Source organism: Oxynema aestuarii AP17 (assembly GCF_012295525.1).
GTDB lineage: Bacteria > Cyanobacteriota > Cyanobacteriia > Cyanobacteriales > Laspinemataceae > Oxynema > Oxynema aestuarii.
In genome coordinates, this window is record NZ_CP051167.1 from 4788411 (window position 1) to 4810403 (window position 21993).

General features: G+C 52.8%; 14 protein-coding genes. 9 read left to right on the forward strand and 5 right to left on the reverse strand.

Annotation, left to right across the window (positions count from 1 at the left end; translation table 11 throughout):
- Positions 1-469: 469 nt before the first annotated feature.
- The 3 genes from HCG48_RS19205 to HCG48_RS19215 all read right to left on the reverse strand — a co-directional run bounded on the left by HCG48_RS19205 (position 470) and on the right by HCG48_RS19215 (position 6089).
- Positions 470-4033 (reverse strand): tetratricopeptide repeat protein, encoded by a 3564-nt coding sequence (locus HCG48_RS19205; RefSeq protein WP_168570597.1) that lies wholly within the window; start codon positions 4031-4033, stop codon positions 470-472.
- A 490-nt stretch (positions 4034-4523) separates the two neighbouring features.
- Positions 4524-4778: a hypothetical protein gene (locus tag HCG48_RS19210; RefSeq protein WP_168570598.1), complete on the reverse strand. Its 255-nt coding sequence runs from the start codon at positions 4776-4778 to the stop codon at positions 4524-4526.
- Positions 4779-4898: 120 nt separating this feature from the next.
- Complete coding sequence (locus HCG48_RS19215) at positions 4899-6089, reverse strand: M20 family metallopeptidase (RefSeq protein ID WP_168570599.1); 1191 nt, start codon at positions 6087-6089, stop codon at positions 4899-4901.
- Between the two features lie 202 nt (positions 6090-6291).
- Between HCG48_RS19215 and argS the strand changes: the two genes are divergently transcribed.
- The 6 genes from argS (at position 6292) to HCG48_RS19245 (ending at position 14326) form a co-directional block, all read left to right on the forward strand.
- Positions 6292-8049, forward strand: a complete 1758-nt coding sequence (gene argS / locus HCG48_RS19220; RefSeq protein ID WP_168570600.1) for an arginine--tRNA ligase — start codon at positions 6292-6294, stop codon at positions 8047-8049.
- A gap of 15 nt (positions 8050-8064) precedes the next feature.
- Entirely contained in the window at positions 8065-8877 is an 813-nt protein-coding gene (locus HCG48_RS19225) for a sulfite exporter TauE/SafE family protein (protein WP_168570601.1), read from the forward strand.
- 70 nt (positions 8878-8947) lie between these two features.
- Complete coding sequence (locus tag HCG48_RS19230) at positions 8948-9727, forward strand: sulfite exporter TauE/SafE family protein (protein ID WP_168570602.1); 780 nt, start codon at positions 8948-8950, stop codon at positions 9725-9727.
- Positions 9728-10279: 552 nt separating this feature from the next.
- Entirely contained in the window at positions 10280-12232 is a 1953-nt protein-coding gene (locus tag HCG48_RS19235; RefSeq protein ID WP_168570603.1) for a P-loop domain-containing protein, read from the forward strand.
- Complete coding sequence (locus HCG48_RS19240) at positions 12229-14037, forward strand: WD40 repeat domain-containing protein (RefSeq protein ID WP_168570604.1); 1809 nt, start codon at positions 12229-12231, stop codon at positions 14035-14037. Before HCG48_RS19235 ends, HCG48_RS19240 begins: the two co-directional genes overlap by 4 nt.
- 136 nt (positions 14038-14173) lie before the next feature.
- A complete protein-coding gene (locus HCG48_RS19245) occupies positions 14174-14326 on the forward strand; it encodes a ribbon-helix-helix domain-containing protein (RefSeq protein ID WP_281362138.1) in 153 nt (50 codons plus the stop codon).
- A 10-nt stretch (positions 14327-14336) separates the two neighbouring features.
- On the opposite strand, the gene HCG48_RS19250 is transcribed toward HCG48_RS19245, so the two are convergent.
- Positions 14337-15341, reverse strand: a complete 1005-nt coding sequence (locus HCG48_RS19250) for an ISAs1 family transposase (RefSeq protein ID WP_320415745.1) — start codon at positions 15339-15341, stop codon at positions 14337-14339.
- Positions 15342-15365: 24 nt separating this feature from the next.
- Between HCG48_RS19250 and HCG48_RS19255 the strand changes: the two genes are divergently transcribed.
- A complete protein-coding gene (locus HCG48_RS19255) occupies positions 15366-16385 on the forward strand; it encodes an IS4 family transposase (RefSeq protein WP_168571696.1) in 1020 nt (339 codons plus the stop codon).
- 486 nt (positions 16386-16871) lie between these two features.
- Here HCG48_RS19255 and sbcC read toward each other — a convergent pair whose 3' ends face one another.
- The gene (gene sbcC, locus HCG48_RS19260) at positions 16872-19943 is read right to left on the reverse strand and encodes an exonuclease subunit SbcC (RefSeq protein WP_168570606.1); all 3072 of its coding nucleotides are present in this window, start codon (positions 19941-19943) and stop codon (positions 16872-16874) included.
- A 268-nt stretch (positions 19944-20211) separates the two neighbouring features.
- Between sbcC and HCG48_RS19265 the strand changes: the two genes are divergently transcribed.
- Both HCG48_RS19265 and HCG48_RS19270 read left to right on the forward strand, forming a co-directional pair.
- Complete coding sequence (locus tag HCG48_RS19265; protein ID WP_168570607.1) at positions 20212-20799, forward strand: 5-formyltetrahydrofolate cyclo-ligase; 588 nt, start codon at positions 20212-20214, stop codon at positions 20797-20799.
- A gap of 334 nt (positions 20800-21133) precedes the next feature.
- Complete coding sequence (locus HCG48_RS19270) at positions 21134-21979, forward strand: carbohydrate ABC transporter permease (RefSeq protein ID WP_168570608.1); 846 nt, start codon at positions 21134-21136, stop codon at positions 21977-21979.
- Positions 21980-21993: the final 14 nt, after the last annotated feature.

Consider the following 21993-nt stretch of genomic DNA (forward strand, 5'->3'; position numbering starts at 1 on the left):
AAATTCGCTTATTTTTACTGTAAATTAGCACGGGCGATCGCGGTCTGGACTTGGGGGCGATCGCTCGGGGAAAATTCCCGCAGATCTTGCCCCTCGATCTTTAAAAAAAAGGGCGACCGACGGCTGATGAGAATGGCAGTTACATTCTATCCTATTTTTAACTTCAAAAGTGAAAATTGAGGCGATCGCGATCGCGCTTTCAATGGCGATGGAATCGGTATAATTCGAGTCAAGGAAACTTGGCAGAATATCGAAGATCGGCCATCGGGGAAACGAGCGGCGATCGCCCCCGATCCGTCGGGGTTCGGCGCGTCCGGGTCAAGAACTGCCGATAAAAATCTGCAAGAGGGACGGCACAAAAGAATTGAAATTCTTCGAGTTTTTTCCTCTTGCAGATAGAAATCCCGGGCAGAACCCGGGAGAAATTGAACAATTTAGAAGCAATTTAGACAGTGCCAACGACGCGGCTTTAATTGTTGGTACTTCTAAGTTTGTGCAGGGCTTCTAAAGCTTGACGTTCGTTCGAGCGATCGCCTTGAGTGGCAAACAGTTCGGCAGCGCGTTGCAAGTCGGCGATCGCCCCTTGCAAGTCGCCAATTTCCGACCGGGCCAAACCGCGATTGTTATAGGCGCCCGCATAGTCGGGATGGACGCTCAAGGCGCGATCGAAATCTTCGATCGCCGCGCGATAGTCGGAAATCGCCGATCGCGCGACCCCGCGATTGGAGTACGCCACCGCGTCGTCCGGGTTGAGGCGGATCGCCTGGGTGTAATCGTCGATCGCCCCGGGATAGTCCCCTTGGTTGTAGCGGGCCAGTCCTCGGTTGTTGTACGCCACCGCATCGGTCGGCGCCAGACGGATCGCCTCGCTGTAGTCGGCGATCGCCCGTTGGTGTTCCCCGAGTTGGTTGTACGCTTCGCCTCGGTAGAAATAAGCCCCCGTGACTTCCGGCGCCAAGCGCAAGGCATTGTTGTAATCGGCGATCGCCGCTTCGTAGTCGCCGCGATTGAAATAGGCAAATCCCCGATTGAAATAAACCACCGACTCGTTGGGATTGAGTTCGAGAGAAGCGCTGTAATCGGCGATCGCCCCGTCCAACTCCCCGAGGTGGAAGTGAGCCAAACCGCGATTGTTATACGCCGTCGCCTGTTGGGGGTCGAGTTCGAGTGCCTCGGTGTAATCCTCCACGGCGCCGCGATAATCGCCCATATCCAAGCGCTCGAAACCGCGATTGTAATAAGCTTGCGGGTTCCCCGGTGCCAGGATCGGCTCGTAGAAGCGCTCCACCAGTCCGGCGAGAATTTCCGGATCGGTAGTTTTCAAACCCACTTCCCGTTCCGGGAGCTCGGCGCTGGCGCTGAGAAAATGATCGCTCGCCAACAGTGCAAAGCCTTGGGGTTTATCGCTTCCCTCCGACGATCCGTCGCAGACCAAGAAATTCTCGTGAGTCCCGAGAATCTTTAACTCGAACTGTTCCGGATAGCGGCGTCGCAAGGCTTCGAGGTCGTTGAGGGCGTCGTACAAACCGCGTTTGTCCGTCGGATCGCTTTGCCATTGCTGGTTGACGTGGACGGGGAATTCGCCGCGATCGATGTCGCGCAAGTGGCCCCACCCGATGCAGATTTTGACGCCGCGATCGAGGGCCGCCTCGAATTTTTGCAGTAAGGACGCATCCAAACTGGCGCGACTGACCCAGGGACAGACTAAGATCAGACGATCGCGCGCGGTATCGAGGGCTTCTTCTAAAATCGCGCGGATGTTGGGGCGATCGAACGCCAATTGATAGCGATAGGGTTGAATCGCTTGCAGGCGCTGGTTGATTTCGCCGACGTGACGTTCGATACTTTCGGCGATTAACTGCTGCACGTCGAGGTCGTCCCCGGCGGCGATCGCCGCGCCCTCGTTGCGGGCTAGCATTAAGATCTCCCGGGACAGGTGTTCGATTTGACCTTGAACTGCCGCGCGATCGCGCCCTTTGGCGAGTTCGTCGAGTTTCGCTTGCACCTGCACTAACGCCCCTTCCAGGCGATCGACCCGACCCGGCGAGTTCGCGGACAGGGTTTCGACGCGATCGCTCAACTGGGCCACCGTCGAATGCAGTTCGGCGATCTGCGATCGCATCGGATCGAGCTGTTCGCCGGAGAACGATTCCCCTTGCAACTGATTCAACCGGGCTTCCACCGCCGCCACGCTCACCGAGAGGCTTTCGAGGGCCGCATCGATGCCGCCGCGTTCCGGGGGATCGCCGTCCGGGTCGCTTCCCCGCTCTAAGGTGGCAATTTCCAGGCGTTGGTGAACTTCGCTAATGCTCTGCATCAGCCCCTGGATTTGGTCGAGTTCCGGGCGGCTGTCGAACTTCTGGGCGATCTCGCCGATCTCACTTTCGAGCGCTTGGAGATGTTGCGGGTTCGGCAAGCTGCGGGCGAGGGTTTCGAGATGTTCGCGCAAGGTATGAACTTCTTCGACCACGGGCCGTCCGCCATTGCCGAGGGCTTTTTGGGTCCCTTCGCGAACCTCGACACTCAGGGCTCGTAATTCGGCGAGTTTTTCGTAAACCTCCTGTTTGGGGGCGAGACTTTGGGTGGCCATTTCCAAGGCGGCGACGGCTTCGGCAACTTGAGATAACTCTTGTTGGAGTTGTTCGATTCTCGCTTCCGAAACCACGGCGGTGGGGGTCGTTTCTCCCTCCTCGGGGGTTGCCCCGGATGGCGCCATCAGCCGTTCTTGGATGTGTACGATCGCCGTTTCCATGCGATCGAGGGTGGCGGGAGACAAATCGATCGCCCAATCTTCCAGGGTGTCATCGACCACGGCGAGGGATTGGCGCAACTGCACGCACTGTTCGCGCAATTCGGCGATCGCCGCCCCTTGACCGGAGAGTTGTTCCCGGACCGCCGCCAGATCGACGGCTTCCAACGGACTCAAGCGGCGGTTCATTTCATCGAGCACTTCGCCTACGGATTCGGAAATCTTGGCCAAAGCCCGGTCTACGCCTTGCAGGTCTTCGATCTCGGAGAACGCCGCCTCGTCGCTCTCGTCCCCCGCAGGGACGGCGAACTCGCCGCGTTCGAGACGCTCGTTGATGTCGGCGATCGCCCCGAGGGCGTCGGCGAGGGAGCTTCTCAGTTCTTCGATTTGCGCCCGTTCCGGCTGGCGTTCCCACTGTTGTGAGATCGCTTCGATCTGGGGTGCGACCGCCAGGAGTGGCGCCAGACGGCGATCGAGTTCGCCTTGCTGGCGTTGGAGGTCTTCGATCTGGGCGTCGAGAGCACTGAGATCGCCTCCGGACTCTTGCGGCGCGCGATCGCGCAATTGCTCGAATCCGGCGCGCAGTTCGTCGAGTTGCTGCTCGAAACTGCCGCCAGAGGTACTTTCGATGCTTTGCAAGCGTCTTTCGAGCTGTTCGAGTTGGGCACTCAAGGCCGCGCGATCGCCGTTTTCCGGCACGCTGTCGAGTTTTTGCAGTTTCGCTTGCACTTGGGCGATTTTGCCCTGAACTTGGGCGATCGCACTTTCCAAGCGTTCCACTTTCGCCGGGGCGACGGCGACGCCCCCTTCACCTTCGACGCGATCGAGCCGTCGGCCCAACTGGGCGAGGGCATCTTGGAACGTCGTGCAATGCTCGCGCAAAACTGAAAGATCTTGCCGGATCGGATTGAGTTCGACGCCCTGCACCAGCGATTGGGCGTTTTGAACTTGATGCTGTACTCTCGCCAACTCTTCCGACAGTTTCGCCACCGATGCCAGAACTTGATTTAATTCCGTATCGTCGGGCATTCCCTGAATTCGCTCGCGCAAGGCGGCCAATTCGTCGGTCATTTGTTGTTTGAGTTGCACGATTTCCGTGGCGGCAGCAGGTTGCGAAAGCTGCAGTCTGCGCCGATTGGCCAGATTGAGAATCAGCGAAAGCGAGATCGGGGCTGCTGCCGCGAAGAGGACGGTTTGCTGTGACGCCACAGCGACGCCGGAACCGACGACGGATCCGGCTACAGATAAATATTCTGCAATGTCTAGCCAACTTCGCTTATTCAAGGTTTTAACTCTTCTAGATATTCAGATGGCTGTTTCTGTTTGTGTTGCTCCACCCAAAGGGTAGGACAACTGGGTTCTCCCGGCAATCCAAACGGTTGAGGACTGCACTGGGATCGGGGTATTTTTTCTATGGAAATGTAGCTCTGACTTGACTAAGGGAGTGGGTTCAATTTTAGCGTGGGTTTCCGACAATCGGATTGACTGTTCGGATTGACTGTATTGACCCGATCGCGAAGCGACGGTTGCCGACTCTCCCCCAGGTTTCCCCCTTACGACTCGACGAAAATCACGATCGATAATAAAGACGATAATAAAACAAAAGATAAAATAATCGTCAATCCCCCTAAAAAAAGCACCTAGAGCATCGTTCGATCCTCCAGGCGAATTTCGATGGGACGCGACGATCGCGATCGCCAGTTATCCGATCTTTCGATAACATCAGACCGTTCGATCCGGTACGGGGGACTCGGGGCGATCGCTCGCCCCTATTTTATAAACTCGAAGAACTATCCGGCGCAATTTCAATCCCCGCCCCTTTTTTAATTTGTTGGCGATCGGTGATTAAATCTCCCAAACTGTCAATTTCAATGCCAATTTTTTGACAAGCTTTTATCAATTCCGCCTCGAACGCTTCCGTATTCTCTCCATAACCGCATTGGCGTGCGGCAGTGGCCAGACCTTGATTGGCGCTAGCTTTCGCACAATCGATCAGTTCGAGTCCTTCTAATTTTTGAGGTACAGTCATATCATTCCACCCGATTGTTTTGGTTGGACCTGCTCCCACTCTAGCAAATTGGGGCATTGACGCCGATTTTTTCCCCGAGAAACCGTGGCGATCCTCGTACGCAGTCGCGACCCGATCGCGTCAATCTTCGTCGGCGAGGGTTTGCCAATACTTGTACGCCGCACTCGCCAGGGTCACCACCCCAGTGACGATCGCCGACTCGTCGATCTCGAATTGGGGATGATGTAAGGGATAGTTGGTTCGATCCGGATGACCGACTCCGAGACGAAACATAGTTCCCGGGGCCCGTTCCAGATACACCGAGAAATCCTCCGCCCCTAACGACGGTTCCGCCAAATAGACGACGCGATCGCTCCCGAAACTTTCCTGGGCCGCCAATTCGACAATTTGGGTCAGCATCGGGTCATTGTGCACCGACGGTACCCCACGCTGATAATTCATCTCGTAGCGGGCGCCGTAAGTCGCACAAATATGGGCGACAATATTTTCGATCCACTGGGGCAGATTGGCGTGAGTGTCGGGATAGAGCGATCGCACCGTTCCCACTAACTTGACGCAATCGGCGATCGCGTTGGGCGCCCGTCCCCCACTAATTTTCCCGATCGTCAACACCACTGGATGCAGGGGATTGTGAGTCCGGGCGATCGCCTGTTGCAAACTCGTCACCACCTGCGCCGCCACCCAAATCGCATCGATCGCCTCGTGAGGGCGCGCCCCGTGACCGGATTCGCCTAAAATCGTAATCTCCAAATGATCCGCCGCCGCCGTCAATACCCCGTGGCGGATCCCCACCGATCCGGCGGGAATCGTCGGGAACACGTGAACCCCCAAAATCCCCGTCACTCCTTCCATCACCCCGTCGGCGACCATCCAACCCGCCCCCTGGGCGATTTCTTCCGCAGGTTGGAACAAAAAGCGCACCGTTCCGGGCAATTTTTCACTCAATCCCGACAATACCATCGCCGTACCCAAACCCAGGGTCGCGTGCAAGTCGTGACCGCAAGCGTGCATCACCCCGTCATTGCGCGAGGCGTATTCCAACCCCGTCCGTTCCGGAATCGGTAAGGCGTCCATATCCGTGCGAATGGCTAACAGGTGGCGATCGCCGCCCTCCCCGGGCAGATCCCCCACGACCCCCGTTTTCCCGATTCCTTCGCGAACCTGCAGCCCGCAAGAGGAGAGCACCCCCGCAATATAAGCCGCCGTCTGATATTCCTCGCCACTGAGTTCGGGATGGGCGTGAAAATGACGGCGAATTTCGATCAAACGCGGTGCTAATTTATCGGCTAATTCTCGGATCTCGCAGAGCATATTTTCGATCGCTGTTACTTGGATAGTCGCGCTTTCATTATAAAGAGCGGCGATCGCGCACCAGTCCGTAAAAACCGACTCTCGATCGCCATTCCCCCCAATTCCTCTAACTCGTCAACTAGGATCGAAGCCTTCGAATTGCTAAAGTAAATAGGCAATCGGGTTTCTCTGCCCTTCTTATCGGTCGGTTGACTTCTTCTGTATGAAAGCTACTATCGAACAACTCAAAAAGCGCGTCAGTGCTGCATTAGTCGCAGCCTTTGGTGACGAGTTAGCCGAAACCGACCCGTTGTTGGTTCCGGCGAGTAATCCTAAATTTGGCGATTATCAAGCCAACGTGGCGATGTCCCTGGCGAAACCCCTCAAGCAACAACCCCGGGCGATCGCCGAGCAAATTGTCGCCAACTTGGATGTCTCCGACTTTTGCGAACCGCCCCAAATTGCCGGACCGGGCTTTATTAACTTCACCCTGACCCACGCTTACATCGAATCCCAACTCAGTTCCATTATCGGTTTCGCCCGTCTCGGGGTCGAAAAAATCGACAATCCCCAGCGTGTCGTCGTGGACTTCTCCAGTCCCAACATTGCTAAAGAAATGCACGTCGGACACCTGCGATCGACCATTATCGGCGACTCGATCGCCCGCATCCTCGAATTCCTCGGTCACGACGTCCTCCGACTCAACCACGTCGGCGACTGGGGAACCCAATTCGGGATGTTAATTACCTACCTGCGCGAAGCCTACCCCGACGCCCTCACCACCGCCGACGCCCTCGATATCGGCGATTTAGTCGCATTTTATAAAAAAGCCAAACAGCGTTTCGACGAAGACGAGCAATTTCGCGAAGCCTCTCGCCAAGAAGTCGTCCAACTGCAAGCTAAATCTGAGGATACCCTTCAAGCGTGGCAACTGCTGTGCGAACAGTCCCGGCGGGAGTTTCAGAAAATTTACGACCTGCTCGACATTCACCTCAACGAACGGGGCGAATCGTTCTACAATGCTTATCTGCCCGAAGTCGTCGCCGATCTCGATAAGTTAGGCTTACTCGAAGAAGACCAAGGGGCGCAATGCGTCTTTTTAGAAGGATTTACCAATAAATCCGGCGACCCCCAACCGCTTATCGTCCAGAAGTCCGACGGCGGTTATAATTACGCCACCACCGATTTAGCCGCCCTGCGCTACCGGATCGACAAAGATGGGGCCGATCGCATTATCTACGTCACCGATATGGGTCAGGCGACTCACTTCGCCCAAGTCTTTCAAGTGGCGACCCGCGCCGGATGGATTCCGGAAACAGTCGAAGTGGTTCACGTTCCCTTCGGTTTGGTGCAAGGGGAAGACGGGAAAAAGCTCAAAACCCGTTCTGGCGAAACGGTTCGCCTGCGCGATTTACTCGACGAAGCGGTAGGACGGGCTCGCGCCGATTTGGAACAACGCCTCCACGACGAAAGCCGTCACGAAAGTGAGGAGTTTATCGATCGCGTCGCCGAAGTCGTCGGGATTGGCGCGGTCAAATATGCCGACCTCAGCCAAAATCGCACTAGCAGTTATATCTTCAGTTACGATAAAATGCTGGCCCTGCAAGGGAATACGGCCCCTTATTTGCTTTACGCTTACGTGCGCATTCAGGGAATCAGTCGCAAAGGGGATGTCGATTTCGGTCATATCGGCGCCGGGGCTCAACTCAAGTTCCGCGAAGAAACTGAGTTGGCGTTAGCGAAGCACATTCTCAGTTTGGGCGAAACTATCGGCGCGGTGGAAGCGGATTTACTGCCGAATCGCTTGTGTCAGTACCTGTTCGAACTGAGTCAGAAGTTCAACCAGTTTTACGATCGCTGCCCGGTCTTGCAAGCGAAAGAACCGGAACGCACGTCTCGCTTGGTGTTGTGTGACTTCACCGCCCGCACGTTAAAATTGGGTCTATCTTTGTTGGGGATTCCCGTTCTCGAACGGATGTAGTTTAAATGTGAGAAAATGCCGGAACTGACAACCGAATTCACCTTATTTTGCTTCGGTATTGTCATCGGCGCGATCGGCGCCATGTTCGGTCTCGGTGGCGGTTTTTTAATCGTTCCCCTGCTCTCTGTTTGGGGGATTTCCGTGGTTGAAGCCGCCGCCACGAGTTTAGTGGGCGTGTTCCTCACTTCGGTTTCCGGGACTGTGCGAAATTGGTGGCAGGGGGACGTTGACGGGCGATCGTGCTTCCAATTGGCTCTTTTTGGCATTCCGACGGCACAATTGGGGGCTTGGTTGGGCGATCGCCTCCCGGATCGGATACTCAGTATCGGATTTGCTCTCTTTTTGTTCGTCTCCTTGTTTTTACTGCACTGGCGACAGCAAAAATTGGCCGGAGTGGAACTCCCGGAGGCGATCGCGACGGACCGAGAAGGGGAAATAAGCGACAGTTGGGGCGATCGCCTGGGTCAATTTGCTCAAATTGGCGCGATCGCGGGCATTCTCGCCGGATTGTTCGGCGTCGGTGGTGGAATCGTCATCGTTCCTTTATTGTTACTGTTAACGCGGGCAACCCTGCGATCGGCGGCGGCTATCAGTTTGGGGGCGATCGTTCCTATTTCCGCCTCCGCCTTGACCCTGCACGCCTTCAACGGGAATATCTTGTGGCTTCCCGGGGTCTGTCTCGGACTCGGCGGCATTTTCGGCGCCCAATTCGGCATCGCCTTAATGCCCTATTTACCCGCAAAACTACTCGATCGCACTTTCCAATTCTTATTATTGGCCCTTGCTTTATATATGTCTAGACCGGTGTTTTTAGAGTTTAGATTTTAGAGTTTAGATTTTAGATCGACCCTCTCGAAGCAGACCCCATATCTGTCCCAACCCTAACTCACTCAATCCAGTGTCTACGATCCCTCCCTTTGCCCTCATTTTCCTCGGAACCGTCACCGGAATTGCCTCCGGTATTTTGGGAATTGGCGGCGGGTTGCTGATGGTTCCCGTGTTGACTCTCACTCACGCTACCGTTTTGCAAGCTACCGCCACCAGTTTAGTCGGGGTTTTCCTCAGCGCCATTTCCGGGAGTTTCCGCAACTGGCGCGCCAATCAACTCAATCTCTGGGAACCCCTCGGTTTAGCCCTCGGCGGGATTCCCACCGCACAATTGGGCGCCTGGTTAGGCGATCGCCTCCCCGATTCTCACTTGGGGATTGCTTTTGCCGTGCTTTTACTGGTTTCGATGTACCTCATCGGTTTGCGGCGTCAGTTACAACAGCCAGATGCTGCGCAATCGCCGGAAATCAGCTCGAATAGGCGATCGATCGCCCTTCCCCTCCTCGGAATCGGCACGATCGCCGGATTCCTCTCCGGTTTATTCGGTGTCGGCGGTGGAGTCGTGATGGTTCCGTTGCAAATGGTAGGGTTGAAAACGGCGATCAAACCTGCGGTTCGTAATAGTTTAGGGGCGATCGCGCCCATTTCCGCATCCGCTTTATTCCGCCACGCCGACCAGGGTAACGTTCTCTGGGTCAGTGGTTTATGTTTGGGTCTCGGCTGTCTCCTCGGCGCCCAAATCGGTACTCGTCTGTTACACCGTTTGCCCTCTCAACTCGTCACTTTATTATTTAAAATCCTGTTAGTTTCTTTAGCGGCTTATATGTTGTGGGAAGCCCTCAATTCTTAGTTCGGGCGATCGCGTTCCTCAATCGACATCCACCCACAAAACTCCGACTTAACCGACGGTAAAATCGGTTTGCAGTTCTATCTCTTTGTGTTTTTAAGTATTTTTAATAATTTAGAAACTGTCGATCTAATAAACATTAAAAACCTTATTTGACAGCAGGTGATTCCTGGAGAATCCAACGAAAAATGGCGGCGATCGGGTGATTTCTAAACACCCTACGAGAGAGTTTGATATTTTCTCGATCGACAGTCTTTTCCGGTTATCCACCTGAAATCCTTGGAAGGGGGAGCATCCTTCGGCGACGATCGTAACAATTTTATAAAACCTCAATCGAGATAGATCGCCTGTAGGGACACGGCAACGCCGTATCCTTATCCTCATTATCTCACATTATTTTTGAAACCCGGTATTACCAATCATTGAGGACAAATAACAATCCTCAATCTTGTTGTAAAATTCATCGGTTATAGGGATACGGCATTGCCGCGTCCTGACGGGGAGTTGTATCATGAAATATCATCAAATATCCTCCCTCCAACCCAAGCCGCGACCATGGACCCCAAGCAACTGCTGCGACTCAATCAAGGACTTCTCGCCGAAACTGCCCTCCTCGGCTTAGGTTCCATCGTCACCGGGGGGTTAGCGGGTTCGGCGGCGGGGTTAGCGGTTCCCGTGGTCGCTGGATTTTCTAACTTTTTTGCCGGGATGACCGGGAATAATTTAGGCACATTAATTGAGCGATTCCGCAACAGCAGCGATGTGCTACGCAATGAAGATCTCGCCAAAGCCGCCGGACGCACTGTAGCGAAAGCCTTGATCGAAAAAATCAGCCCCAACTATTCCGACCAGGAATCCTTAGACCAATTGGGCGATAAAATCGAGGAATATTGGGTGGAACAAGCCAAAACCCTCAACCTGTTTGAAACCCTTCAAGAAGACCGACTCTATCAGATTTTCAGCCAACCACCGGAACAGTTTACCGAGTATCAGGTGTTACCCGAACCGGAATGGCGGGAAGTGGTCACCTGGTTATTTCAACAGGGATGCGAGAGGGGGGTCTTGGGGGATAACCTGGAGAATTATCAAGATGTCATCGGGGATTTGGCGGCGGAATTAGCCACGAACTTTAATAAACACCTGCGCCAAGTCCTCAAAGATGATGCCAACAACGGAGGTCAAGCCTTTGTGGGGATGTTATTTGACCTGCATGGGGCGACTTTGGCACAAATTGCCGAGATTCGGGATTATTTACCCGAAATCGCCACTCGTGACGATATTTGTCGGCTGTTGCAGCAGTTAGATACAGACATTCGCGATGAACTGGTGGAAATTCGCCAGACATTGCAGCAATATTTCGACCTGACCAAACCCCGCTTACCCATTCCTCAAAATTGTGAAACGATTATTGCCGATAAAGTTCAAGACTTTGTGGGACGGCGTTATGTGTTTGAGAAAATTCGCGACTGTTTACAGGACAACCCCAAAGGCTATTTCATCTTAGAAGCCGACCCTGGTGTAGGCAAAAGTGCGATTCTGGCCAAATTAGTCAATATATCCGCAGGGCATTGTCTCGCCCATTTTAATAGTCGAGGTTCGGGCATTGTCAGCGCGGCTCAATTCCTGGAAAATATCTGCACCCAACTGATTCAGGGCTATAAGCTGAACTATGACCGTCTGCCACCGAATACCAACCAAGATGGCAATGTGTTCGCCGAGTTGTTGGCAGAAGCCAGCAAAACCCTGCTACTGGGACAAAAGTTAGTCATCGTGGTGGATGCCTTGGATGAGGTGGATTTATCCCAGCAAAGCAAAGGCAGTAATGTGCTGTATTTGCCCGATAATTTGCCGGATAACGTCTATTTCATCTTGTCTAAACGCCCCAAACAACTGCCTTTACCTCTGAATGACTACTGCACCACTTTTGATTTAATGCAATATCCGGCAGAAAGTGCCCGGGATGCTTATCGTTATGTGGAGAAACGCTGGCAAGAAAGTCTCCAGATTCAGGAGTGGGTATCGACGCGCAACTCCACCCCAGAGCAGTTTTTTACTGAACTGGTGGTCAAAAGTGAAAATAACTTTATGTATTTGCGCTATGTGTTAAATGATATCCGCGAGGGTTTGTATCGGAACGAAACCATCGATAGTTTGCCAATGGGTCTGCGGAAATATTATCAAAAGCATTGGCTAATTATGGGCATGAATGATGACCCGCTTCCCGTTGAGAAAATCCGCATCATTTATGTCCTTTCGGAAGCGCGAGAACCTGTTTCCCGGCGGTTGCTGGCTAAGTTCACGGGGATGGCGGAATATACATTACCGCCTGTGTTGAAACTATGGGAGCAGTTTTTGCGGTTACAAAACACTCAGGGAGAAACCCGTTACAGCGTCTATCATACCTCGTTTAGGGACTTTCTCAACGAGCAAGCCAAAGATGCAGGGGTTGATCTAGAAGATATTAACCGCCGCATGGGTGACAATCTAGCCGATGGAGCGCCCCTATGACCACAAAATTAGGAGATTGGATTCAGCAACAGTTACCGGAAGACCGCCTGCACCTGCTACGACATCAACCCAGTTATTTTGCTAAAGGGGGACAGGTGCAGCGGTTGGTCGCTTGGCTGACGGATTTTGGCTTTTTGCAGCAGAAGTTAGAGGCGGTGGGGATAAACCCCTTAATTGATGATTATGATTTGGCTCTGCCGTTGGTGTCGGAAGAGGAGCAACGGATCTTAAAGCTGATTCAAGGGGCGTTGCGGCTATCGGCGCATATTTTAGCATCGGATAAAACTCAACTAACGGGACAACTTTGGGGGCGGTTGCTGTCCTTTGAGAATCCAGAGATTGTGACTTTACTGGAACAGGCAAAACAAGCTCAGAAACAACCCTGGCTTCGTCCCCTCACCGCCAACCTCACCCCTCCCGGCGGGGCACTGATTCGCACCCTCACAGGGCATAGTGACTCGGTAAATGCAGTCGCGATCGCCCCGGACGGGAAACGAGCGGTCTCGGCATCTTTGGATAACACCCTGAAACTGTGGGATTTGGAGACCGGGACGCAACGCACCTTCCCTGGGCATAGTAGCTGGGTAAATGCAGTCGCGATCGCCCCGGACGGGAAACGAGCGGTCTCGGCATCGGACGATCGCACCCTGAAACTGTGGGATTTGGAGACCGGGACGCAACGCACCTTCCCTGGGCATAGTGACTCGGTAAATGCAGTCGCGATCGCCCCGGACGGGAAACGAGCGGTCTCGGCATCGGCTGATCGCACCCTGAAACTGTGGGATTTGGAGACGGGGGATGTGTTAGCCACCTTCACAGGGCATAGTGACTCGGTAAATGCAGTCGCGATCGCCCCGGACGGGAAACGAGCGGTCTCGGCATCGGCTGATCGCACCCTGAAACTGTGGGATTTGGAGACGGGGGATGTGTTAGCCACCTTCACAGGGCATAGTAGCTGGGTAAATGCAGTCGCGATCGCCCCGGACGGGAAACGAGCGGTCTCGGCATCGGCTGATCGCACCCTGAAACTGTGGGATTTGGAGACGGAGGATGTGTTAGCCACCTTCACAGGGCATAGTAGCTGGGTAAATGCAGTCGCGATCGCCCCGGACGGGAAACGAGCGGTCTCGGCATCGGCTGATCGCACCCTGAAACTGTGGGATTTGGAGACCAGGACGCAACGCACCTTCCCTGGGCATAGTGACTCGGTAAATGCAGTCGCGATCGCCCCGGACGGGAAACGAGCGGTCTCGGCATCGGCTGATAACACTCTGAAACTGTGGGATTTGGAGACCGGGACGCAACGCACCTTCCCTGGGCATAGTGATTCGGTAAATGCAGTCGCGATCGCCCCGGACGGGAAACGAGCGGTCTCGGCATCGGCTGATCGCACCCTGAAACTGTGGGATTTGGAGACGGGGGATGTGTTAGCCATTTTCACAGGGCATAGTGACTCGGTAAATGCAGTCGCGATCGCCCCGGACGGGAAACGAGCGGTCTCGACATCGCATGATAATACCCTGAAACTGTGGGATTTGGACACGGGGACGGAACGGGACACCTTACCTGGGCATAGTGATTCGGTAAATGCAGTCGCGATCGCCCCGGACGGGAAACGAGCGGTCTCGGCATCAGACGATCGCACCGTGAAACTGTGGGATTTGGACACGGGGGATGTGTTAGCCACCTTTACCGGGGATGGTGCGATGAATTCCTGTGCCGTTGCACCAGATGGGGTGACGGTGGTGGCGGGGGACGGGTCGGGGCGGGTGCATTTTCTGCGGTTGGAGGGGTTGGGGGGTTGAGAAACGGGGTTGCTTAGCCCGATTGGGGTGAGGCGGCAAAGGTTATGGCAGAAACCGGGTTTCTTTCCCTGCATCCGAATCACCGACCCTACAGCTATAATGGCGAGCAACCCGGTTTCGGGAGAACGCGATCCAAATTACCTTAAACAAGCAACAAGAGGAGTTTATCGCTGCCCAGTTAGCCCAGGGCAATTTTAGCCATCCTGATGAAGTGGTGAATGCCGCGTTTAAATTGCTAGAAAAATTGCAAACTGAATACCAAAACTGGCTCACTGAAACCCCAGGGTAAACGCATCAAATTAGGAGGGAGAATACGATCGGGGGTGAGAAAGAGAAGCAGCGAGAATTTCGAGCAGAAAATTAGGATCGAGACCCGCGCGATAACGCTTCATTTTCAAGCTCCCCTTCCCAGGATGGCGCCGCAACAGATTCAATGCCAATCGCCTCAAAATACTGAGGTTACGCGCCCCCTGCTCGCTATCAACAGCCAGAGAACTGAGAAAAAAGCGGGTTTGACAAGTAGTCTGGTTCCACAACTGAGGTTGAGAGCGAATCACCACCACAGATTTGAGTCCGAGCCAACCCTGACTAACCGAGGCTCCAAAAACGTCTGAAGCTCGGAAGACCCAGCAAGAGCGACTCTCAATCCGGTGATGTCCACTCTCTACCAAATGGCAGTGGTCAACCATCCATTCGTCAGGACAGTCTTGTTGCTCAAAATCCTCAAACCAAGCACCAGCTAGAGTATGTAGATTCCCCTGATTACCTTTGAGAGCCAAAATATAATCGGCATCAGCGTCCTGAATTTGTTGGGCAATAGCCGTTTGAGTACCCATGGCATCAATGGCGATCGTAGTTCCGGCTAAGTCTAGTTGTTCTAGGAGGAGAGGAATTGCTGTAATTTCATTAGATTTTGAATCCACGGGGATTTGACCTAAAACCAATCGGTGTTCTGTACACCAAGCACTGACGAGTTGTAAGGCTTTGAGGCGATCCTTTCGGTCATAGGAACCACGCAGGGTTTTGCCATCAATAGCGACTACAGTTGTGCCCAGTATTTCGAGCAGATTACCAATCCAATTCTGAAAGCGAGCTTCAAGTTGGGTGGGGTCAAGTCGAGAGCAAACCCGCCGGAAAGTATCATGGGAGGGAATTCCGTTAGGTAGGGAGAGAAAGGTAGTTAACCTTACGATCCGGATTACGACGATGCTCAAGATGGGAAGGAGAAAGGCTGAAAAGCAGAAGTGTTGAATGTTAAGAGAAATTTGACAAAAAAAGTCCCTAATCAAGTAAAATAGGGGCAATATTTCGATAAATACTTAACAATGATTGTATCAAACTTTCCTGAAATTCTCCAAAAACATCTAAGTCATCTGCCCCAAGACGATTATCCAGTACTAGACACTTTCAAGTTTGTCTCAATTTGGCTAAATTTCATTTTAGACCAGAGTCAAACAACGATGAGAAGTTTGTTTAAAAGACTAAATATTCGCGGAGAATCCGTAGATATATCAACCTTCTCAAAAGCCAGTAAAACTCGTAGTCCAGAAGTTTTTCATCGATTGTGGGATGAATTGAAAAAAGAAGTAGCCAAAAAATCCCAAAATTCAGATAAAGAGTTGATGATATTTCCTTTAGATTCAACCATTATCACTTTGACGAGTAAACTCTTATGGCATCAAGGATATCACCAATTGAAACTGTTTAGTGGCATTAACTTAGTGACAGGAAACCCAGGAGGAATATCAATTCATTTGGGTCAAGGACACGATAGCAAATATGGAAATGAAACGATAGAAGCCACGCCGGAAAACGGAGTCGCCGTAATGGATAGAGGTTTTTGCAGCTTAGAAAGAATTGCCCAACTTCAAGCTCAAAAAAATCGCTACTTCGTCTTGAGAATCCGAAAAAACATTAAATTAGAAATGTTAGAGAATGGGGAATATTTAATGGGGACAGGAACAGCACAAGTACAAGGAAGAGTAGTAATGTTTTGCGACCGGGAAGAAAAAACTGAATTTCGCTTAGTGACGAATTTGCCAGAGACAGGAGAAGGAGGAATAAGTAACGAAGAAATTGGTGAATTTTATCGACTACGCTGGCAAATTGAATTGCTGTGGAAGTTCTTGAAAATGCACTTAAAGTTGGATAAATTTATCACGAAAAATGTGAATGGAATGGAAATCCAGATTTATTGCTGTTTAATCGGATATCTAATTTTAAAATTAGTAAAAATTAACCAAGAATGGGGTTCATCATTATTAGATAAGTTGCGATATTTACAGGCTTTTATGTGTGAAAAGATTAGTTATGTCCACTGGTTTAGAGAGCTAGTTTTCCATCACTGAAATCAGCTTTTCATAGGATTCTTGTATCTATTTTATGCTAATTCATTAGTACCGTTCAACACTTCTGGCTGAAAAGTTGTTAGAAAAACAGAAGGAGGAACGGGAAAAGGGCGCTGATTTTTAGTTCGATATCGGGTCGATCGTTCTAATGATGGATTGCGAGTTCTTAATGTCGTTAATTGTCTTAATCGATGTGAATTTTCTTAATTGTTGGAACTCATAAAAATACAGGCCATGATAAACAGGGTAAAGCTGATATACCCGGTGACGGCGAACCAATCGAACCAACTGCCGGATAAGGTTGAAAATTGAGAGGTCATGGGATGAGAAGACAGGAGACTATATAAGAAATTATAAATGAGGTTTAAGAAATTTGTAAATTTTTTTACGACAGGGAGACTTTAGAGCATCATGTCGATCTACAATGACGATGAGCTCAGAAAAGGAAAAGATACTTGTTTCAGCGCTCCACAATTGCCTAATTGCCTAAAATGATAAACTTAATTGGGATCCCTTCTCGGTTTTGCGAACTTCGATGCGCGATTGAAAGGCTTCTTTAAATTGGGGCATGTGGGTGACGGCGAGGATGCAGGCAAATTCGGGGGCGATCGCGTTGATGGCGGCAATGAGGCGATCGCATCCTTGGTTATCTTGGGTTCCGAATCCTTCATCGACGATCAGCATTTGTAAGGCCGTTCCGGATCGTTGGGCGAGTAAGCGGGCTAATGCCAAACGGATCGAAAAATTAATTCTAAATGCTTCGCCGCCGGAATAGGTTTCGTAGGGGCGGGTGCCTCGGGCGTCGGCAATTAAAATATCTAAGGTGTCGATTAATTTGGGATTTTTCTTAGCCGATTTTCTCCGGCTTTTGCCCACTCGTTGGGTGACGAATTGGACGTGAAGTTGATTGCCACTGAGTCGGGCGAGAATTTGATTGGTTTCTGCTTCTAATTGGGGTAAAACGTTTTCGATAGTGAGGGCTTGGATGCCATTTTTACCGAAGGCGGTGGCGAGTTCTTGGTAAACCCGAAGTTGGCGTTTGGCGTCGGCGAGGTCTCGTTGTTTTTGTTCGTAAGTTTGTTGGAGGCGATCGAGGTGTTGTTGCTGTTGTTGGAGGCGTCCTTGGGTGCCGAATTGTTGTTGCAATTGGGCATTCGATCGCTCGATCTGCCTGGAAATGTTGTCGATTTCCTCGGTGGCGTCGGGGGTTTCGGCGAGTTGGTGCTGGAGTTGTTCGATCTGGGCGACGATCGCCTGACGATCGCGCGATCGCCCCTGGAGGCGTTCGGAGAGTTCGCGCGATCGATCGGCCAATTCGGGCTGGCGCTGTCGGGCTTGTTGCAATTGAGCCATGCGCGGTTCCCAGAGGCGGGCTTGTTGGAGGGCTTCGCGTAGGGCTTGGTGTTCGCGGCGATCGTAAGCAATGGCGGCGATCGATCGCTCTAGCTGCTGCAGTTCGCGATCGAGGTCGGAGTCCTCCCGTTCGCGGGTTAAGGCGGTTTCGAGTTCGGCAATTTGGCGCTGCAGTTCGGGTTGGCGCTGTTGCAAGTTCTCTAACTCCCGGCGCGCTTGTTGTAATTGACCCTGTTTGATTTCGGCCCAGCGCCAGCGCTTTTCTTCGTTGAAAGCGAGGGCGTGGTCGCGATCGTTGTAATTCAGTTGGGCGATCGCGCGATCGAGTTGCTCCAATTCGAGGGTCAATTCGCCGCCGTAGTCTCCGGAGGCGATCGATCGCTCTAACTGCTGTCGTTCGATTTCGAGTTGTTCGAGTCGGGATCGGCGATCGTCGGCTTGTTCTAATTGAGCTTGTAGGGAACCGCGCCGTTCGCGCAGGCGGTCGTAATCGGCGAGTTGGCGGTCGAGTTGGCGGTATTCGTCTCGTAAAATCTGGATTTCGCGATCGGAGACGGCGAGTTGTTCGCGAATCACCCAGAGGCGATCGATAATTTCTTGCTGTTCTTTGCCGTGTTTGTGGACGACCAAATCCCAGTGGTGTTCGTCCAAGGGGCGATCGCACAAGGGACAGATGGCGTCGGGAACTTGCAACATCTCGATTTTGCGGTCTAACTCGGCCAGTTGGGTTTCGTAGTCGCGCTGGTGAGCTTGCAAGCGTTCCATAAAATGGCGGCGTTCGAGTCCTTTTTCGCGGACGCGCTGCTGGTAGACTCGTTTTTTTTCCAATTCTTCGATTTGGTAGCCGACTTCGAGGGCGGTTTCTCGTAAAACTTGGCTGGTTTGGACTTCCGATTGCAGGCGGTGGATTTGGCCGCTAATTTCTTCCAACCGCGCCGTCAGACGGGCTTGCAGGCGATCGAGTTGGGTTTGTAATTCTTGTCGTCGGGCGATCGCGGGGGTGACCCGTTCTTTGAGCTCGTCGAGGGTGGCGAGGCGATCGCGCGCGGCTTGCAGTTGGGCGATCGCGCTTTCGACTTCGGGGAGACGGTCGAGGGATTCGTGCAGTTCGGCTTTTCGTTCTTCGAGGCTGTCGTAATTGGCGCGGGCTGAGGCGAGTTGGGTTTCTAACGAAGATAAATAATCGCGCAGTTCTTGTTGTAGTTGCGAGCGACGGTGTTGGGCGTCTTGGTAGGCGTGGAACTTGGCGGCTTCGCTTTCCTCGCGCTTTTGCAGTTGCTCGAATTCGGCATATCCGGCGCTAATCTCGTCGGCTTGTTGCAATAAGGCGTCGAGTTCGTGCAAGCGTCGTTCGGTCAGGGAAAGGTCCCCTTGGAGGCGATCGCAGTCTCCGGCGAGTTGGTGGTCGCGTTGGCGGCAATTTTTTAACTGATTTTGCCAGTTTTGACGTTGAAGTTGCCGGGTTTGCAACTGGGCGAGGCGATCGCGATCGCGCTGCTGCGCGGCTTGCGCTTCGGCGATTTGGGCTTCTACCTGGGCGAGGCGATCGCCGATCTCGGCCCGATCTTGCAACTGATGGGCGATCGCTTCCAAACTCTGTTCGAGTACCTGCTCGTTGGCTTTCGCCTGGCGCGATCGCTCTTTCGATCGCTCCGAGAGTTCGTCGTAGCGATCGAGGCGTAACAGGCGCGCTAACACTTGCTTGCGTTCGCTAGGACGCTTGAGCATGAACTCGTCGGCCCGTCCCTGACGCAAGTAGGAGGAGTTGACAAAGGTATCGTAATCGAGTTTGACGTGTTCGATAATTTTCTCTTGGGTCGCGCGCACGCCGCGTTCGGTCAGCGATCGAAAGGCGAGGCGATCGACGAGATCCCTTGCCGTATAATTGTCCGGCATTTCTGACGTGGCCATTTGAAATTCGAGGGCGGCGGATTGGCCCCGTTGGCGCGATCGAATGACGCGATAAATGTGTTGGTTGGTTTGAAAAATAAAATCGACCCGGGCTTCTTTTTCTCCGGCGCGAATGATGTCATCTTCGGTGGCGACGCGGCTATTTCCCCAGATCGACCAGGCGATCGCCTCTAGCAGGGAAGATTTCCCGGCTCCGTTCGGTCCGCAAATACAAGCGGTATGCAACCCCTGAAAGTTTAAGGTGGCTTCGCGGTAGCTGAGGAAATTTTTCAGAGTGAGTTGGTGGGGAATCATCGGCCCTAAGTCAGGAGTCAGGAGGGGGAAAAGGCAACAGGCTAGATGGCAAAAGTTGGAAGCCAGGAGAGGGAGAATTTTTTAACTCCATTGGCGTCAATTGCCGAACTTTATACAGGTTAACCGATCTGGCGTGAACTGGGCGATCGCGCGGCTTTGAATTTTGTTGGAATTTGAGTCTGAATTTAACCGAATCGCGGCAGAAGCTAGGGCCGATCTCCTACAATCTGAAATCTGGAAATCGCAGAGATCTCGAAGATTTGGAATCATGAGTCAAAACGCTTTACCTCAACCGATCGCCGAGAGGAAATCCCAATTGCGGCGATCGCTGCTCGACCGACGACGATCGATCGACCGCCAGCAGTGGCGCGATCGCAGCGAACTCCTGTGCGATCGTCTGGCGCGCTCTCCCGTCTTCGCCGAAGCTCGGACGGTTCTGGGCTATTTCAGCTTTCGCCAAGAACCGGATTTAAGCCCCCTGTTTGCCGATCGGGGGCGGCGCTGGGGCTTTCCGCGCTGCGTGGGGCGATCGCTCCACTGGCACCACTACCAACCGGGCGATCGGCTCGATCGCGGCGCTTACGGCATTCTCGAACCTTCCGCCGAGGCGGCGGCGATCGCCCCGGAAGAGGTGGATCTGATTTTGGTTCCGGCGGTGGCCTGCGACGAACGCGGTTATCGCTTGGGATATGGCGGCGGTTTTTACGATCGCTTGCTCGCCGATCCTCGATGGCAACAAAAACCGACGATCGCGATCGTCTTCGATTTCGCTATTTTTCCCGAGTTACCGATAGAAGCTTGGGATCTTCCCCTCCAGGGGGTTTGTAGCGAGAAGCAGTTCCGGGGCATCGGCTAGATTCCCGATCTACCCCCCGATCGCCGCGCGACGGACTATTGTCCGTCGCGCCTCAACTCCCATGAAACATAGGAATCAAGAGAAAAAAATACAATTACTATAATAAAGGAAAAATTCGTCAGTGCAATACCTTTTTAACATTTATTTACATAAAAACTGAAGTAAAGAATGCGATCGTTAAGTGAATGAATAGAGACTCAAAACGCGATCGATCGCGCCAGTTACGGAGGCGATCGATCGTGAAATCCAAGCCCGGGGCGGCGGGAAGCGGCCCAGGGGCGATCGAAACAGGCTAGGATCCGATCCGACCGGATAGTTGTTCCCGTTACTGTCTATGACCCGATCCAAAGTGAGCGCCAAAAGCAAATGGCAAATCCTCGGAACTTACGCGCTTCTGAGCGCGATCGCGATCGTGATGTTACTCCCCTTGCTGTGGCTGCTGAGTACCGCCCTCAAATCGCCGAGTGAAAATATCTTTGCATTTCCGCCGCAACTGATTCCCGAACAGCCGACCTTGGCGAATTTCGTCAAAGTCTGGCAGACCCATCCCTTCGGGCGCTACCTGCTCAACAGCACGATCGTCGCGGTGCTGACCGTGAGCTTGAATCTCTTATTTTGCTCCTTAGCGGCATATCCCCTAGCGCGCTTGCAATTTCGGGGACGGCAAGCCATTTTCAGCGCGATCGTGGCCACGATCGCCATTCCCTTTCAAATTTCAATGATTCCCTTATATATCTTGACCGTACAACTCGGCTTGAAAAACACCTATTTAGGAATCATTTTCCCGTCCCTAGCGTCGGCGTTCGGGATTTTCCTGTTGCGACAAGCCTTTCAAGGAGTTCCCGAAGAGTTAGAAGAAGCGGCGCGGATCGACGGCTGTTCCGAATTAGGGATTTGGTGGCATATCATGCTGCCTGCGGTACGTCCGGCGCTGGTCACCCTGGGACTATTCGTATTTATCGGGTCGTGGAGTGATTTTCTATGGCCGTTAATCGTCATTGATGCCGAAGAATTCTACACCCTCCCCCTGGGAGTAGCGAAATTAGAAGGGACATTTTCCCTAGATTGGCGGGCGATCGCGGCGGGATCGATCCTGTCCGTCGCACCCGTTTTCGCGATCTTTGTAGGGTTACAGCGTTATATCGTCACCACCGATGTCGGCAGTGGGGTGAAGGGATGACTGGAAGAGACTCT